This is a genomic window from Parviterribacter kavangonensis (genome assembly GCF_056863335.1).
Genome location: NZ_JBXPJA010000002.1, coordinates 787,253 through 802,889, shown reverse-complemented (window position 1 = coordinate 802,889; position 15,637 = coordinate 787,253). Strand labels below are relative to the sequence as shown.

At 74.4% G+C, this 15,637-nt stretch carries 16 protein-coding genes and 1 other RNA gene; 6 read left to right on the top strand and 11 right to left on the bottom strand.

The features are described from left to right. The first annotated feature begins 36 nt into the window (after positions 1-36). Positions 37-927, top strand: a complete 891-nt coding sequence (locus AC1UE4_RS19420) for a VOC family protein (protein ID WP_482918959.1) — start codon at positions 37-39, stop codon at positions 925-927. On the opposite strand, the gene AC1UE4_RS19415 is transcribed toward AC1UE4_RS19420, so the two are convergent. Both AC1UE4_RS19415 and AC1UE4_RS19410 read right to left on the bottom strand, forming a co-directional pair. Next, complete coding sequence (locus AC1UE4_RS19415; RefSeq protein ID WP_482918958.1) at positions 924-2,033, bottom strand: MFS transporter; 1,110 nt, start codon at positions 2,031-2,033, stop codon at positions 924-926. The two genes, AC1UE4_RS19420 and AC1UE4_RS19415, sit on opposite strands and share 4 nt — an antisense overlap. A 3-nt stretch (positions 2,034-2,036) precedes the next feature. Continuing rightward, a complete protein-coding gene (locus AC1UE4_RS19410; RefSeq protein ID WP_482918957.1) occupies positions 2,037-2,366 on the bottom strand; it encodes a hypothetical protein in 330 nt (109 codons plus the stop codon). Positions 2,367-2,434: 68 nt separating this feature from the next. On the opposite strand from AC1UE4_RS19410, the gene AC1UE4_RS19405 reads away from it, so the two are divergent. Then, positions 2,435-3,688: a CoA transferase gene (locus tag AC1UE4_RS19405; protein WP_482918956.1), complete on the top strand. Its 1,254-nt coding sequence runs from the start codon at positions 2,435-2,437 to the stop codon at positions 3,686-3,688. Here the strand turns inward: AC1UE4_RS19405 and AC1UE4_RS19400 are convergent. From AC1UE4_RS19400 to AC1UE4_RS19390, 3 genes are all read right to left on the bottom strand, one after another. Continuing rightward, positions 3,685-4,851: an RNA polymerase sigma factor gene (locus AC1UE4_RS19400; protein WP_482919054.1), complete on the bottom strand. Its 1,167-nt coding sequence runs from the start codon at positions 4,849-4,851 to the stop codon at positions 3,685-3,687. The genes AC1UE4_RS19405 and AC1UE4_RS19400 overlap by 4 nt on opposite strands. A gap of 3 nt (positions 4,852-4,854) precedes the next feature. Further along, the gene (locus AC1UE4_RS19395) at positions 4,855-5,565 is read right to left on the bottom strand and encodes a YciI family protein (protein WP_482918955.1); all 711 of its coding nucleotides are present in this window, start codon (positions 5,563-5,565) and stop codon (positions 4,855-4,857) included. A gap of 97 nt (positions 5,566-5,662) precedes the next feature. Further along, positions 5,663-6,511 (bottom strand): DUF8832 domain-containing protein, encoded by an 849-nt coding sequence (locus AC1UE4_RS19390; RefSeq protein WP_482918954.1) that lies wholly within the window; start codon positions 6,509-6,511, stop codon positions 5,663-5,665. Positions 6,512-6,562: 51 nt separating this feature from the next. Here AC1UE4_RS19390 and AC1UE4_RS19385 point away from each other — a divergent pair, with 51 nt between their 5' ends. Beyond that, the gene (locus AC1UE4_RS19385) at positions 6,563-6,940 is read left to right on the top strand and encodes a Rid family hydrolase (protein WP_482918953.1); all 378 of its coding nucleotides are present in this window, start codon (positions 6,563-6,565) and stop codon (positions 6,938-6,940) included. Here the strand turns inward: AC1UE4_RS19385 and AC1UE4_RS19380 are convergent. Next, positions 6,937-9,048 (bottom strand): MMPL family transporter, encoded by a 2,112-nt coding sequence (locus tag AC1UE4_RS19380; protein WP_482918952.1) that lies wholly within the window; start codon positions 9,046-9,048, stop codon positions 6,937-6,939. The two genes, AC1UE4_RS19385 and AC1UE4_RS19380, sit on opposite strands and share 4 nt — an antisense overlap. Before the next feature lie 213 nt (positions 9,049-9,261). Then, the gene (locus AC1UE4_RS19375; protein WP_482918951.1) at positions 9,262-9,810 is read right to left on the bottom strand and encodes a VOC family protein; all 549 of its coding nucleotides are present in this window, start codon (positions 9,808-9,810) and stop codon (positions 9,262-9,264) included. Between the two features lie 33 nt (positions 9,811-9,843). Here AC1UE4_RS19375 and AC1UE4_RS19370 point away from each other — a divergent pair, with 33 nt between their 5' ends. Continuing rightward, the gene (locus tag AC1UE4_RS19370) at positions 9,844-11,010 is read left to right on the top strand and encodes a lanthionine synthetase LanC family protein (RefSeq protein WP_482918950.1); all 1,167 of its coding nucleotides are present in this window, start codon (positions 9,844-9,846) and stop codon (positions 11,008-11,010) included. On the opposite strand, the gene AC1UE4_RS19365 is transcribed toward AC1UE4_RS19370, so the two are convergent. From AC1UE4_RS19365 to AC1UE4_RS19355, 3 genes are all read right to left on the bottom strand, one after another. Further along, on the bottom strand, positions 10,994-11,548 hold the full coding sequence (locus tag AC1UE4_RS19365) for an ester cyclase (RefSeq protein ID WP_482918949.1): 555 nt from the start codon (positions 11,546-11,548) through the stop codon (positions 10,994-10,996). The two genes, AC1UE4_RS19370 and AC1UE4_RS19365, sit on opposite strands and share 17 nt — an antisense overlap. A gap of 131 nt (positions 11,549-11,679) precedes the next feature. Continuing rightward, positions 11,680-12,048, bottom strand: a transfer-messenger RNA (tmRNA) gene (gene ssrA, locus AC1UE4_RS19360). 23 nt (positions 12,049-12,071) lie between these two features. Next, positions 12,072-13,586, bottom strand: a complete 1,515-nt coding sequence (locus AC1UE4_RS19355) for a putative bifunctional diguanylate cyclase/phosphodiesterase (protein ID WP_482918948.1) — start codon at positions 13,584-13,586, stop codon at positions 12,072-12,074. Positions 13,587-13,604: 18 nt separating this feature from the next. Here AC1UE4_RS19355 and AC1UE4_RS19350 point away from each other — a divergent pair, with 18 nt between their 5' ends. Continuing rightward, the gene (locus AC1UE4_RS19350) at positions 13,605-14,162 is read left to right on the top strand and encodes a hypothetical protein (protein ID WP_482918947.1); all 558 of its coding nucleotides are present in this window, start codon (positions 13,605-13,607) and stop codon (positions 14,160-14,162) included. Between the two features lie 127 nt (positions 14,163-14,289). Then, complete coding sequence (locus AC1UE4_RS19345; RefSeq protein ID WP_482918946.1) at positions 14,290-15,147, top strand: metallophosphoesterase family protein; 858 nt, start codon at positions 14,290-14,292, stop codon at positions 15,145-15,147. On the opposite strand, the gene smpB is transcribed toward AC1UE4_RS19345, so the two are convergent. Further along, positions 15,144-15,620, bottom strand: a complete 477-nt coding sequence (gene smpB, locus AC1UE4_RS19340) for an SsrA-binding protein SmpB (RefSeq protein ID WP_482918945.1) — start codon at positions 15,618-15,620, stop codon at positions 15,144-15,146. The two genes, AC1UE4_RS19345 and smpB, sit on opposite strands and share 4 nt — an antisense overlap. Between the last annotated feature and the right edge of the window lie 17 nt (positions 15,621-15,637).

The following is a 15,637-nucleotide window of genomic DNA, read 5'->3' as shown; positions in this document are numbered from 1 at the left end:
TTCTTCGCAACTCGGCGCGTGGGCAACACTGGAGGCATGGCGTCGACCTGGTCCTCCACGCGTCCCGCCGGCTCAGGCCTGCTGCCGGACGGGCTGCGCCTCGGCCCCGCCGAGCTGACCGTGACGAACCTGGACCACGCGCTGGACTTCTACGCCGGCGTCCTCGGGTTCACCGTGCACCGCAACGAGGACGGGGTCGCCGCGCTGGGCGCCGGCGGCGAGGACGTGCTCGTGCTCGTCGAGGAGCCGACCGCGGGCAGCGCGGGCGGGACCGCCGGCCTCTACCACGTCGCTTTGCTCTATCCGAGCCGGCTCGAGCTCGCCCGCGTCGGTCAGCGGCTCGCGATCACGCGCACGCCGATCCAGGGCGCGTCGGACCACAAGACGCACGAGGCGATCTACCTCGCCGACCCGGACGGCAACGGGCTCGAGCTCGCGGCCGACCGCCCTCGCGAGCAGTGGCCGACCGTCCAGGACACGTACTCGCGCGGGCCGCAGCCGCTCGACACCGACTCGCTGCTCGGGCTCGTCGCGGGCCACGAGCCGACCGAGCGCGCCGAGCCGGGCCTCGCCGTCGGGCACCTGCACCTGCACGTCGGCGACATCGAGCAGGGCCTCGCGTTCTACCGCGACGTGATCGGGTTCGACCTCATCGCGAACCTCGGCAGCGCTGCGTTCGTGTCAGCCGGCGGCTACCACCATCACCTGGGGTTCAACGTGTGGCGAGGCGAGGGCGTGCCGGCGATGCCGCCGAACACCGTCGGCCTGCGCGTCTGGACCGTGCTGCTGCCGGAGGCGAGCGACGTCGAGGCGGTCGCCGCGCGCGCGGAGAAGGACGGCGCTTCGGCGGTGGTGCGTGAGCCGTCCGGGTCGGTGCTCATCCGCGACCCGTGGGGGATCCCCATGCGGTTCGCGGTCGCCGGCTAGGCGGCCTCGCGCACCGCGCCCGCGATCAGCAGGCAGACCGCTCCCGCGAGGCCGAACGCCAGCCGCGGGTGGCCCGCGTAGAGCGGCAGCCACACCGCCGGGCCCGCTGCGTTGCCGGCGAACTTCCAGGCGCCGATGAACGACACCGCGCCGCCGCGGTTCTTCGGCGCCGCCTCGACCGCCGAGGTGTTCAGGCCGGTCCACAGCAGCTGCGAGCCGAGGCCGGCGACGACCCACGTCGCGGCCAGCAGCGCCGCCGTGTCGACGAGGCCGAGCACCGGCACCACGACCGCGCAGGCCAGCGTGCCCGCGAGCGTGACGGGAACCCGCCCGTGCCGGTCGACGAGCGTCCCCGCGAACGGCCCGACGATCACCCCCGCGAGGCCGAACCCGGCGAGCAGCAGGCCGCGGTCGGTCGAGGACAGGCCGAACTCGTCGGCCGCGTGCAGCGCGACGAGGAACCCGAGCCCGGTCACCGCGAGGTACGACATGAACGCGGCGGCGGCGAGCCACCCGACGCGGCGGTTGACCGCGGACCGTAGCCGTGGGGGCTCGGCGTGCGGGTCGCGGGCGAGGCCGGGCAGCGGAACCACCGCCAGGACGATCGCCGCGAGCGCCGGGCCGATGAACGCGAGCCGCAGATCGACGGCGCCCGCCAGCCCGCCGACGAGCGGCGCGGACACGATCCCCGCGGTCTGAACGGCGGCGAACGTGCCCATCGCGCGGCCGAGCTTGAGCGGCTGCGTGCTGCCGGCCAGCGCCGCGAGCAGCAGCGGCGTGGTGAACGCGTTGGCGAAGCCCTGCAGCGCGCGCGAGAACAGGAGCAGGCCGAACCCGGTCGCAGCGGCGGAGAGCAGGCACGCGAGCGCGTAGAAGACGTACGCGGCGCGGACGGTCCGCGCAGCGCCGAACCGTTCCCCGATCGTCCCCGAGACGAGCTGCAGCGCGGCGAACGGGACGATGTACGCGGGGATGACCAGGCTCGCCACGCCGGTCGAGACGCCGAACTCGGTGCGCAGGTCCGGGATGAGGACGGTCAGGACGCCGCCGCCGAACGGCCCGAGGAACCCGCCCGCGTAGAGAGCGGCGCGCTGCAGCCGCTCCACGGCTCAGGCCCAGTGCCCGCCGGCGGTGCGCAGCAGCGGGTCGCCGCAGCGCGGGCACTCGAGCTTCTTGGCCAGCCGGCCGCGCTGCTTCGGCGTCTCGAGATGCGCCCCGCCGCACCGCGGGCACGTGCCGGCCTGCGCGCGCAGCGCCGCGAGCACCGGCGTGTCGCCCTCCTCGTCCGGCGCGTCGGCGACCTTCACCACGACCGAGACCAGCTCGTCGCAATCGGCGCAGTGCGCCACGACGCGGCCGCACAGATCCCCGCCACCCTCGAGCAACCGCCCGGCGTCGTGACCGCAGTGGCCGCAGATGTACGCGTTCCAGGTGCCCATGGACCCTCGGGATCCAAGGTAGTCGTGGGATCCTCCACCCCACCTTGTTGCCGGTTGCCTGGTCATCGTTGGGCGGCGATGCCGCGTTGCTCGGCCTGGTCGACGCCGGAGACGACGGGCTCGCGCATCTCGTTGCGCGCCTTCCGGTCGACGATCTCGCCTCGGCGACCGTCGGGAGCGCGCTGCTCGCGGCGTCGGAACTTGAGGCGGCGCGGAGGGGCGCGGAGCCGCGGCCGGTCGCCCTCGACCGCGACCACCTCGCCGTCGCCTTCGCGAGCGAGCGCCATCTTCGCGTCGCCGAGGACCTCCCGCCCGCCTTCGCGCCGCTCTCGCGCTTCGCCGAGACCGCGGACGGGTGGATCCGGCTGCACGGCAACTACCCCCATCACCGGGCGGCCGTCTTGCGCGCGACGGGTGCCGACGACGACGAGGGCGCTCTCCGCGTCATCGCCGAGCGGCCGGCTCTCGCCGTCGAGGAGGCTGTCGTCGCCGAAGGCGGTTGCGCGGCGGCGGTGCGGACGGCGGAGGAGTGGCTCGCGCATCCGCAGGGCGCGGCGGTCGCGGCGATGCCGTGGCTCGACGTCTCCGCCGGCGACGCGGTGGACCGGCCGCCGGGCATGCGCGTGCTCGACATGACGCGGGTCATCGCGGGGCCGGTCGGCACGCGGTTCCTCGCGGCGCTCGGGGCTGACGTGCTGCGGCTCGATCCGCCGTGGCTGCCCGACCTGCGGCTCGCGGCGCTCGACGGCGGGCCGGGCAAGCGCGGCGCGTGGCTCGACATCCGGACGCAGCGCGACACGCTTCACGAGCTGCTCGCCGGCGCCGACGTGCTCGTGCACGGCTACCGGCCCGGAGCGCTCGAGGCGGCCGGGCTCGACGTCGCCGCGCACCCGCACATCGTCACGGTCTCGCTCTCGGCCTGGGGCCACGAGGGTCCGTGGGCGCGGAGGCGCGGGTTCGACAGCCTCGTCCAGGCGGCGACCGGCATCGCGACGATCGAGGGCGACGATGGCCGGCCGGGCGCGCTGCCCGTTCAGGCGCTCGACCACGCGACCGGCTACCTCGTCGCCGCCGCCGCGCTGCGCGGGCTGACCTCGCGCGTCACGACCGGCCGGCCGCTCCACGCGCGCCTCGCGCTCGCCCGCACCGCGCACGCGCTTCTCACCGCGCCGCGGGCGCAGAAGCCAGCTGCGCCGCCGCCCGACCCGGAGCCGTTCCTCGTCGAGCTCGAGGGCGTGACGCTCGTCCGCCCGCCCGGCGCCCCGACGTGGGCCCACGGGCCCCACGATCAAGGCGGCGACGAACCCGCTTGGGCCCGCTAGATCTCCGCCAGCCTCCGCTCGAGGAACCTCCGGTCGGCATCGGAGGTGGCAAGCGACAGCGCCTTCGCGTAGGACGCGCGGGCCTCGTCGCTCCGGCCGAGGCGACGCAGGAAGTCGGCGCGGGTCGCGTGGAGCAGGTGGTAGGTGTCGAGCCCCTCGAGTGCGTCGAGCATCGGCAGCGCCGCCTCGGGGCCCGACGCCTCGGCGACGGCAACCGCCCGGTTCAGGGCGACCACGGGCGATCCGGTCAGCTCCTCGAGCCGGCCGTACAGCGCGGCGATCTGCGCCCAGTCCCGCGGCTCGTCGGCATGCAGCGAGGCGATCGCCGCCTGGACAACGTACGGCCCGCGGCCGCGCAGCGCGATCGCCCGGTCGAGGGCTGAGCGCCCGGCGGCGATCGCCGACCGGTCCCACAGCGTCCGGTCCTGATCGCCGAGCAGCACGAGGTCGCCGTCGCGGAACCGTGCCGCCCGCCGCGCGTCGTGCAGCAGCATCAGCGCCTGCAGCCCGAACGCCTCGGGCTCGTCCGGCATCAGCTCCACCAGCGCACGGCCGAGCCGGATCGCCTCGGACGCGAGGTCCCCGCGCCCGCCGAAGCCCTCGTTGAAGATCAGGTAGACGACGGCGAGCACGGCGGCGAGCCGGTCGGGCAGCACCTCGGGCGCCGGCACGCGGAACGGGATCCCGGCCGCCTTGATCTTGCGCTTCGCCCGCACCAGCCGCTGCGCCATCGTCGCCTCGGGCACCAGGAACGCCCGCGCGATCTCCGCCGTCTCCAGCCCGCCGAGCGTCCGCAGCGTCAGCGCGACCTGCGCCTCGATCGCCAGCGCGGGATGGCAGCACGTGAAGAGCAGCTCCAGCCGCTCGTCGGGGAACGCGGTGTCGTCGGGGTCGGCCGGAGCGGGCACGGGCTCGGGGACGTCGAGCAGCTTCGTCTTCTCGGCGAGCGTCCGCTCGCGGCGGATGCGATCGATCGCCCGGTTGCGCGCGGTGGTGATGAGCCAGGCGCGCGGGCTCGCGGGCACCCCGTCGCGGGGCCAGCGCTCGGCGGCCAGCGCGAACGCCTCCTGAACGGCGTCCTCGGCGAGGTCGAAGTCGCCGAGGAAGCCGATCAGCGAGGCGAGCACGCGGCCGTGCTCGTCGCGGAAGACCTGCGCGAGGATCGCCTACCGCCCGAGGACGGGACGGACCTCGATCGCGCCGCCCATGCGCGCCGCGGGGATCCGCGCGGCGAGCCCGACGGCGGTGTCGCGGTCCCCGTGCACGAGGTAGTAGCCGCCCACCTGCTCCTTCGTCTCGGTGAACGGCCCGTCGGTCACGATCCGCTCGCCGTCGCGGACCTGCACGAGCGTCGCGGTCGACGCCGGGTGCAGCTGCGCGCCGCCCGTGACGCCGGGCGCGCCGGCGACCGCCAGGTACTCGGCCGAGATCGCCGCCCGCTCGTCCTCGGGCACCGCCCCCAGGCCGTCGGGGTCGTCGTGGATGAGCAGCATGTAGTCGGACGGCCCGTCGGGCTCGCCGGCGCGGGCGCCCGGCCGCTCGACGACCGGCCGCACCTCGATCGGCGCGACCGCCGCCGTCGGAAACGCCGCCGCCCAGTCGAGCGCCTCGTCGAGGTCCGCGCACTCGAGCACGAAGTAGCCGCCGAGCCACTCCTTCGTCTCGGCGAACGGCCCGTCGGTCACCAGCGGCTCGCCGCTGTCCTGCACGCGCACGGTGACCGCGCTCGCCGGGTCGGCCAGCGGGTCCGACGACACCAGCGCGCCCTCGGCGACGGCGCGCTCGTGGAACGCGGCGACCGCCGAGTAGGCGGCCTCCGCGTCGGGGTTCCCGGCCTCGGGGCGGCCGGGCACGTGGGTCATGAGCATGTAGCGCATGGGCTCCTCCATCATCGCGGCCCGCTTCGGTTCAAGGGCCTGTTCTCGATGAGGAGACGAACGGCGGGCCGCCGAATCGACAGCCCGCCGCCGAACGTCACGCGACGTCGGTCGAGAACGCGACCGTCTGGACGCGGCCCTCGTGCTTGAACTGGAGGAACAGCCGGTAGCGGCCGGTCGTGGGGAACGTCGCCATGAAGCGCGCCCGGTCGCCCTCCTCGGGGTGGACGTGGAGGAACGCGAGGTCCCCTTCGCGCAGCGCGACGAGGTGGCCGGCGGCGCCGAGGTAGGGCTCGGGCGTGATCTCCTCGCCGTCCTTCGTGATCGTGAACGCCAGGTCCGCCTCCTCGCCGGGGCGCGGCGCGCCGCCGTCGAGCCGGACGTCGTAGCCGCCGTCGCTGACCGCGGTCGGCGCGGGCTCCGGGACCGGCTGCAGGTGGGCCGCGCCGTCGACGCGCAGGTCGGACGCGAGCGTCGTCTTCTCGCCGTCGTGCGCGAAGTCGGCGAACACGCGGTACGAGCCGGCGTCGGGCAGCTGCACGTCCGTCGACCACGAGCCGTCGGACGCCTGGCGCGGGTGGAGGTGCTGGAAGCCGGTGAGGTCGCGGCGGGCGACGATGAGGTGCATCCGCTTCTCGTGCTCGACGTCGAAGTCGCGCACGGTCTCGCCGTGCGCGCCGACGACGCGGAAGCGCAACGTGGCCGGCTCGTTCCGGCGCAGCTCCGGCGTGTCGACGACGAGGCGCAGGCCGTTCTCGGCGACCGCCAGCCCGCGCACGGGATCCGGCGCGGCGTGCTCCTCCTCCATACCGCCGCCGCCGTGCGTCTCCGCGGCGGCCTCGTCCTCCGAGGGAGCTGGACCGATGAGGGAGCCGGCCAGGGCGGCGATGCCCAACGCCGCGGCGAGGACGGCGGCGAACCCGGCGAGCTTGGCTGAGGTGGTCATGACCGCGATCCTAGTACCCCCCTGGGGTATCGCTGTGTGACGATCGTCCGCATGCGCGTGCCGTCCTCCTCGCCGTACGCCGAGTCGATCGGCTTCAGCGCCGCGGCCCGTACCGGCGACCTCATCGCCACGGCGGGCCTCACGGCGCTCAACGCCGACGGCGAGGTCGTCGGCGGCGACGACGCCCACGCGCAGGCGATCGCGGCGCTGCGCAAGCTCGAGGCGACGCTCGCCGAGGCGGGCGCGACGCTCGCCGACGTCCTCCAGACCCGCATGTACATCACGCGCGCGGAGGACTGGGAGCACGTCGGCCGGGCGCACGGCGAGGTGCTCGGGCACGTGCGCCCCGCCGCCACGATGGTCGTCACCCAGCTCCTCGATCCCCGCATGCGCGTGGAGATCGAGGCGCTGGCGGTCGTCTCCCGCTAGGCGGCGGCGGGCGCGGGAGCGGTCTCGGGCGCGGGGCGGCCGAGCCGGCGCTGCAGCGACTTCGGCAGCCACCAGTTGCGCTCGCCGAGCAGCGTCATCGTCGCCGGCAGCAGCACTGCGCGGACGAGCGTCGCGTCGAGCAGCACCGCGACCGCGAGGCCGACGCCGATCTGCTTGATCTCGATCATCGAGAGCGTCGCGAAGATCGAGAAGACGCCGACCATGACGAGCGCGGCGCTCGTGACCACGCCGGCCGTCGAGCGGACCCCGTGGTGGACCGCGTCGCGCGTGCTCATGCCCCGGTCGACGGCCTCGCGGATCCGGCTGAGGATGAACACGTGGTAGTCCATCGACAGGCCGAAGAGCAGCAGGAAGTTCAGCACCGGCACCCACGTCGAGATCGACCCGGTCGCCTCGAAGCCGAGCAGCGAGTCGCCCCAGCCGTGCTGGAAGACGAGCACGAGCACGCCCGTCGCGGCGCCGACCGACAGCAGGTTCAGCGCGACCGCCTTCAGCGGCACGACGACCGACCGGAAGGCGACCATCAGGACGAGGAACGACAGCGCGAGGACGAGCGCGATGACCCACGGGCCCTTGCCCATCGTCTGGTCGCGCAGGTCGACGGACGCGGCGGTCGGGCCGGTCACCTCGGCATGCAGCCCGGCGCGCCCTATGCTGCCGGGCAGGACGTCCTCCCGCAGGGCGGTCAGGGAGCGCTCCGACGCGTCATCGGTGCCGTCGCCGCGCAGCGGGACGAGCACGCGGGCGACGTCGCCGGCGCGGTTGACCTCGACGCGGGCGGGCCCGCCGAAGCGGTCGTCGGCGGCGACCATCCGCTGCAGGTCGCCGAGGCCCGCGGCACCGGCGCCGTGCGTGACGCTGCCGCCCGACACGACCGCCACCGCCGGGGCGGCGCCGCCGGGGAACACGTCCTGGATGCGCTTGCCGGCCGCGACCTCGGGGACGTCGCGCGGCATGCCGTCGAGGCCCTGCTCGGCGAGGTGCAGGCCGAGGTTGGGCGCGGCGAGCGCCAGCAGGACGGTGACGGCGAGCGCGGCGGACACGGCCGGGCGGCGCAGGACCCGGTCGAGGATCGCGCCCCAGACGCGGGACGGCTCGGCGGCGCTGCGCTTCTTGAGGAACGGCAGGCGGCCCTTCTCGACCCGGTCGCCGAGCCACGACAGGACGGCGGGCAGCACCGTCAGCGACGCGAACGCGGCGAGGACGACCACGACGACGATGCCGGCCGCGTACGAGCGGTACCAGACGCTGTCGAAGAGGAACATGCCCGAGACGGCGGCGACGACGGTCGTGGCGGAGACGATCACCGCGTGACCCGAGGTGGCGGCGGCCGCCTCGATCGCGGCCTCGTGCCCGCGGCCGGCCGCCCGCTCCTCCCGTTCTCTGCGCAGGTAGAAGAGCGCGTAGTCCACGCCGACGGCCAAGCCGACGAGCAGGACGATCGACCCGACCGACTCCTCGACGGCGACGCCCGCGCTGGCGAGCGAGATCAGCCCGATCGCGCCCATCACCGCGGACAGGCCGAGCACGACCGGCACGACGGCGGCGACGAGCGCGCCGAAGACGGCGAGCAGGATGGCGAGCGTGATCGGCACGGCCGACAGCTCCGCCTTGGTGAAGTCGTCCTGGACGAGCTCGTCGGCGGCCTTCGCCAGCGACGCGTCGCCCGACTGCGAGACCTTCACCGCGGGGTTCGCGTCGCGCGCGGCGTCGACCGCGGCGGTCAGCGGGCCGATGCGGTCGGGCGCGTCGTCGGCGGAGCCCGCCACGACGGCCTCGACCAGCGCGGCACCGCCGCCGCTCGCCACCTCGGGCGCGGCGACCGAGGCGACGCCGCCGGCGGAGCGCAGGCGCTGCTCGACGTCGGCGGTGGCGCGCTTGACGGCTGCGGGGGCGCCCTCGACGAGCACCCGCTCGCGCGCGGGCTGCTCGAAGCCGGAGGCGTTGAGGACGCGATCGGCGCGCCCCGCCTCGCCGGAGTTCTTCTCGTTGACGCCGAGCGTGGTCAGGCCCACCCCGGCGCCGGCGGCGGTGACGAGCACGGTCAGGACGAGCCAGCTGACGATGGCCCGGCGACGGTGCCGCACGCTCCAACGGCCTGCACGTCGGGAGAGCGAGATCACGGACATGGTGCGATCTTGCGCCCTCCGGGCCGGGCTGCCATCGGGGGGTTCCCCGTTCTTGTCCCCCACCCCCCGGCATCAGGGATCGGCCGATCGGTGGACCCCCGGCATCGGATCCGCCCCCGCCCTTGCGCTGACGCGCCAGCAGCGGCGTCAGCGCAGCTTGCCGGTCCGGGGTCAGCCGGCGGCGGCGAGCAGCTCGTCGCGGTCGAGCGGCTGGTCGAGGAACTTCAGGTTCTCCTCGGTGAGCTCCGGCCACTCGTCGAACGGCCGGTCCCAGGCGAGCTCGAGGTCGTTGCCGTCAGGGTCCGAGAGGTAGACCGCGAGGTGGGTGCCGTGGTCGGTGAGCTGGCGCAGCTCCACGCCCGCGTCGACGAGCCGCTTCACCGTCGTCGCGAGTTGTGCCTTCGAGGAGAAGTTGAGCGCGACGTGATGGAGGCCGGCGACGCCGTCGGGCGTCGGCCCGCCGCCCTTCGACTTCCAGGTGTTGAACCCGAGGTGGTGGTGGTAGCCGCCCGCGGAGACGAACAGGATGTCGCCCGTCGTCCCCCAGCCGGGCACGGCGCGCGCCTCGAAGACGACGTCGAAGCCCATGATCCCGACGTAGAAGTCGCGCACGCGGTCGATGTCCGCCGTACGCAAGTGCACGTGGCCGATGCGCACGTGCGGGTCGATCGGTCGCTCGGCGGCGACCGCCGGCTCGACAGGTCCCTGCGGTCCGCTCATGCGGCGAAGGCTACGCGGCTAGCGTGCAGTCGGATGCTCTACGAGCCGCACGAGTTCGACCCGCTGATCGACGAGCCGTGGGATCCCGCGCGCGTCGAGGACGCGATCGCGGCGATCGTCCACGACACCGACGCGGCGTTCGATCCCGAGGCGCTGTGGCCCGCGCACGAGTGGGACGGCGAGGACGAGCCGCTGCCGCTGAAGGCGCTGTGGGTCGGCGCGGCGGGTGTGGTGTGGGCACTCGACGAGCTGCGCCGGCGGGGCTACGCGGAGACGTCGCTCGACCTCGCCGCCGCCGCGCTGCGGACGGTCGAGCTCAAGCGGGCGGAGCCCGACTTCGCGGCGGACGAGCACTACCACCCGGCGTCGCTCTTCAACGGCGAGACGGGGCCGCTGCTCGCCGCTCACCGGCTGACCTCGGACCCGGCGATCGCCGACGAGCTGCACGCGCTCGTGCTCGCCAACGTCGACCACCCGACGGACGACCTCGGCTGGGGCGCGCCCGGCACGCTGCTCGCCGCGCTGGCGATGGGCGAGCGGACGGGCGAACAGCGCTGGGACGAGGCGGCCCGCCGGACGGCGGCGGCGCTGCGGGCCCGCCGCGGCGAGGACGGCCTGTGGCGCCAGGACGACGACTACCGGGGCCTGACGACGTTGCACGGCCTCGCCGGGAACGTGCTTGGGCTGCTGCGCGTCGAGCACGACGACGCCCTCGCACGCGACGCCGCGGCCGTCCTGGCCCGGCACGCCGTCCGGGAGGGCGGCCTCGCCAACTGGCCCGGCACGCCGCGCCCGACGCTGATCCGGCCGCGGGACGGGCGCATCTGCCTGCAGTTCTGCACTGGCGCGCCGGGCGTGCTCATGGGCGCGTGGGAGTGGATGGACGAGGAGCTCGTCCTCGCCGGCGCCGAGCTCGTCTGGCGGGCCGGCGCCCACAAGGACGAGAAGGGCCACGGGCTCTGCCACGGCACCGCGGGCAACGGCTTCGCGCTGCTCAAGGCGTTCGCGCGGACGGGCGACGAGCGCTGGCTGCACCGCGCCCGCCGCTTCGCCGTCCACGCGCTCCGTCAGGCCGACCTGCTCGCGGCCGCCGACGGCCGCCGCAGGTTCTCGCTGTTCACCGGTGACGTCGGCACCGCGCTCTTCGCCGCCGCGTGCCTCGACGCCGACCCGCGGTTCCCGGTCACCGACGTGCTCTGAGACGGCCCACGACGCGCGCGGCCTGCGCCGCCAGCAGCCGCGGCAGCAGCCGCGGACCGGGGACGATCAACAGGCCAAGCTGGTCGAACAGCGTCAGCGAGTCGAGCTGGACCCAGTGCTCGGCGACCTTCCCGTCCGACATCCGGCTCATCTCGATGGCGGAGAAGCGCACGCGCCGGCCGGTCGGCGGAAGCCCGCGGAACGACCCGGTGTGCGTGCCGGTGAAGACGATGCGCTGGGCGGTCATCCCCTCGTCCGCAACGGCGTCGACGACCTCGAGGTGGAGGTCCGGGAAGCCCTCGAGGAAGACGCCGAGGAACGCGACCCAGGCGTCGCTGTCGAGCGCCTCGGTCCCGATGCTCTCGGGCGGATGCGCGATGTAGCCGGCGGTCCGGGCGGCCGCCTCGGCGTCGTCGTCGCGGGCGTTGAACGCGTCGATCCACTGCCGCGCCGCGGCTCGGTTGCGCTGCGCGGAACCGGCTGCGTCGCCATCGCGGGGCCCGTGCGCGACGGGCGCGAGGGTGTCGCTGGTCTCCATGTGACGCAGCCTGCTCCTCCCGGCGCGCACCCGCCACCCCGCGCGCGGGGATCTTCCTGCCCGTTGCGTGCAGCAGACGCCGCTGACGTCGCGCGGCCGCTTCGACCGCATGGAGCGGGCCGAAGCGGCGGAAGTGGAGACGGCGGGAATCGAACCCGCGTCCGCAATCGCGTGAAGAGTGGCGTCTACGAGCGTAGTCAGTGCTCTTGTCTCGCCCCTCGGTTGCCGCACTGACAGGGTTCCGAGGGGCCAGCCTCCTGAGATGTCCCCCGGTCGGCGGAAGCGGACCTAGCGGGGTGAGCCCACGTTCTGATACCGACATCCCCCGCGGTGGGCGGGCGGGGGGCGGCACCTTCGCGACTTAGTGCTTAGTGACTAAGCGGCGAGGGCGAACTCGTGAGAATCCGCACGTATGGTTTTCCGGCGGTTTTACGAGGCCAGCCGGAACCTCGACTCGCGACCACCCCCACGAACCGACCACGTCGAAGCCTGTCGTCCCCGGGGGTTATGTACGGAAGTCAGTCTACCTCGCGGCGGCGGTGCCGTGCGAGGCCAGCCAGGCCGCGAAGTCGCCCGGTGGGAGCGGCCGCGTGAACGCGTAGCCCTGGACGTAGTCGCACCCGAGCGACGCGAGCTGCTCGACCACCGACTCGTCCTCCGCGCCCTCCGCGATGACCTTCATCCCGAGCGCGTGGGCGAGGTCGATGATCGAGCGGACGACCGCGTCGTCGCCGATCTCGGCCATGCGGCGGACGAAGCTCTGGTCGATCTTGAGCGTGTCGAGCGGCAGCTCGTGCAGCCGGGCGAGCGACGAGTAGCCGGTGCCGAAGTCGTCGATCGCGACCACGCGGATGCCGAGCTCGGTGAGCTGGCCGAGCACGCGCGTCGCCGCCTCGGGGTCGCGCATGACCGCGCCCTCGGTGACCTCGATCTCGAGCGCCTCCGCCGGCAGTCGCGCGGCCTCGAGCAGCTGCCCGACCTCGCCGGCGAGACGGCGGTCCGGCAGGACCTCGCCGGAGACGTTGACCGCCACGCGGACGTCCTTGAACCCGAGGTCCCGCCAGCGGGCGCACTCGCGCGTCGCGATCCCGAGCAGGTGCAGCGTCAGCGGCCACATCACCTCGGTGGACTCGACCGCGAAGATGAACCGGTCCGGCGGGATCGCGCCGCGCGTCGGGTGGTGCCACCGCACGAGCGCCTCCGCGCTCGCGGGCCGTCCCGTCGCCGCCTCGACGATCGGCTGGAAGTGCAGCGACAGCTCGCCCCGCTGCATCGCCAGCTTGAGGTCCCGGACGAGCTCGACCCGCCGCGGGTCGTACTGCGCCCGCAGCGCCCGGCCCGCGCGCAGAAGAGCGGGCAGGGAGAGCAGCCACGCGAGCAGCCCGACGATCGCGATCGCCGCCGCAAGCCGCCACGTGCGCGACGACACGTCGGCGGCGACGTCGTCGTACGGAAGACGCAGCTCCAGCGCCGCGGCGGCCGAAGACTTGTCGGCGGCGCCGCCCGCCGAAGACCCTTGGGCGGCGGTCCCCCCCGAAGAGCCTCCTGAGGCGCGGCCCTCCGCCGAAGAGCCTTCGGCGCGGCGGACCGGGACGGCGGCGACGAGGACGGTGTCGTCGTCGCGGACCGCAGTCGCGCTGCGGCCGCGGAGACCGGCCTTCACGACCTCGTCGGGTCGCGGTGAGGAACCGATCTCGCCGCGCGACCGGGCGTAGAGCACGCGGCCGTACGCCGACCAGAGGCGCATGTCGAGGAGGGGCTCGCGGGCGCGGGCGGAGGCGAGCTGACGGTCGAGCTCGTCGAGGTCGCGCGCGGACAGGCGGCCGTCGCCGGCGGGCAGCCGCGGCGCGAACGCGACGCGGGCGGTCAGCTGGGCGGTGTCGCGGGCTCGCTCGAAGGCCTGGTCCTCGATCTGCGCGCGGACGAGCAACACGACGACCGCGCCGAAGACGACGAGGACGAGCAGGGCGACGACGCTGATCGACGCCACGAAGCTGCGCCGCCAGCGGTCACCGAACCGTCGGAGCCTGCCTCCCACCGCCGGTACGCTACGCACATGCGGAGCGCAGGGGCGCCGCTGGGTGGGGTGACCGCGCGGCTCGCCGCGGCCGCGGGCATGCTCGCTGCCACCGCGGTCGCGGTCCTCTCGCTGGGCGCGCTCGGAGTTCTCGGGCCGCTCGGCTCGCTGATCGCGGGCGGAGAACGATCGGACCTCGGCGACGGGTCCACGCGCGGGAACGACCGGCCCGGCGCCGCGATCGTCGCCGCGCCCAGCCTCGTCGCGCTCACGCCCGTCCGCGCCACGACGCGAACGAAGACGCCGCCCGCGACCGGCAAGCCGGTCGCGCAGCAGCCCGCGACCACGACGCCCGCGCCCGCGGCGCCCAACCCTGCCCCGCAGACGCCGGCGCAGAGCCCGCAGCCGCCCACTCCGACCGAGCCGCCCACGCCGCCCGAGCCGCCGGCTCCGCCACAGCCGCCGAAGGTCGTCGACACCGCCGCGACCACGGTCGACCGGGTCGCCGACCAGACGCCCGAACCGGTGCGCGGCACCGTTCACCAGGTGACCGACACGCTCCGCGAGACGTGCGCGCAGCTGCAGGTCTGTCCCTGAACGCGAGTCGTACGTCTGTCCGAACAGGTCAGTCCGGCATCCGGTTCAACCGACGTAGGGATGGCGCGGCCCGGCACCGAGGTACGGATGCTGGAGCGTCGGGTCGCGCGAACTACCCTGCGCCGCGATGGCCCGACTCGTGAGCCGCGCGCTCCTCGCCATCGCTTCCGCCGCAGCCCTCGCCGGCTGCGGGTCGAGCGACAAGACGTCCACCACCGCCGGCGCCCCCGCGACGGAGGCGACGCTCGTCTGGGCCGTGGGCGACGGCGGCACGGACAGCAAGGACTCGAAGGCCGTCGCCGACCGGATCCGCCGCGAGAACCCTGCGCGAGTGCTCTACCTCGGGGACGTCTACGAGAGCGGCACGCCCGCCGAGTTCACCGATCAGTTCGCGCCCGTCTTCAAGGGCCTGCTCCAGCGCATGATCCCGACGCCCGGCAACCACGAGTGGGCCAACCGCCGGATCGGCTACTTCCCGTTCTGGCGCAGGCAGCGCGGGAAGAAGCTGCCGCGCTGGTACACGACGGACGTCGGCGGCTGGTGGATCTACGTCCTGAACTCCGAGGCGCCCCACGAAGCGGGCTCCGCCCAGCTCGCGTGGCTCAAGCGCCAGCTCCGGACCGCTCGCGGCACCTGCGCGATGGGCGTCTGGCACCGGCCGCGGTTCAGCGCCGGGCCCCACGGCGACGCCGTCGACGTCCAGCCGCTCTGGGACGCGCTGAGCGGCCACGCGACCCTTATCGTCAGCGGCCACGACCACACGATGCAGCGCTTCCATCCCCTCGACGGGATGACCCAGGTCGTCTCCGGGGCCGCCGGCAAGGAGCTCTACGAGCTCGAGGAGCACGACGGGCTCGCCTTCGCGAACGACAGCGAGTTCGGCGGCCTGCGCATGCGGCTCCAGCGAGGCCGCGCCGACCTGGCGTTCGTGACGGCGAGCGGCCGCGTGCTCGACCGCAGCACCGTCCGCTGCACGCCCGCTTAGCGGTACTCGGCCCGCGCGCGATCGAGGTCGCGCTTCATCTCGCGCTCCTTGATCGACTCGCGCTTGTCGAAGCGGTCCTTGCCGCGCGCGAGCGCCAGCTCCACCTTCGCGCGTCCGTCCTTGAAGTAGATGCGCGTGGGAACCAGCGTGAGGCCCCGCTCGTTGATCCGCCCGACGATCCGCTCGATCTCGCGGCGGTGCAGCAGGAGCTTGCGGTCGCGCTCGGGCGGGTGGTTCTCCCGCGCGGCCGGCTTGTACGGCGGGATGTGCAGGTTGTGCAGCCACACCTCGCCGTCGCGGATGAGCGCGTAGCTGTCCTTCATCTGCGCCCCGCCGTCGCGCAGCGCCTTGACCTCCGTGCCGCGCAGCACCATGCCCGCCTCGAGCTTGTCGAGCAGCTCGAAGCGATACGAAGCCTGCCGGTTCGTGGCGACGTCGCCGGGTGCGACCTTCTTCTTGCCCTTCTTGGCCATCGTCCGTCCGAGACTAG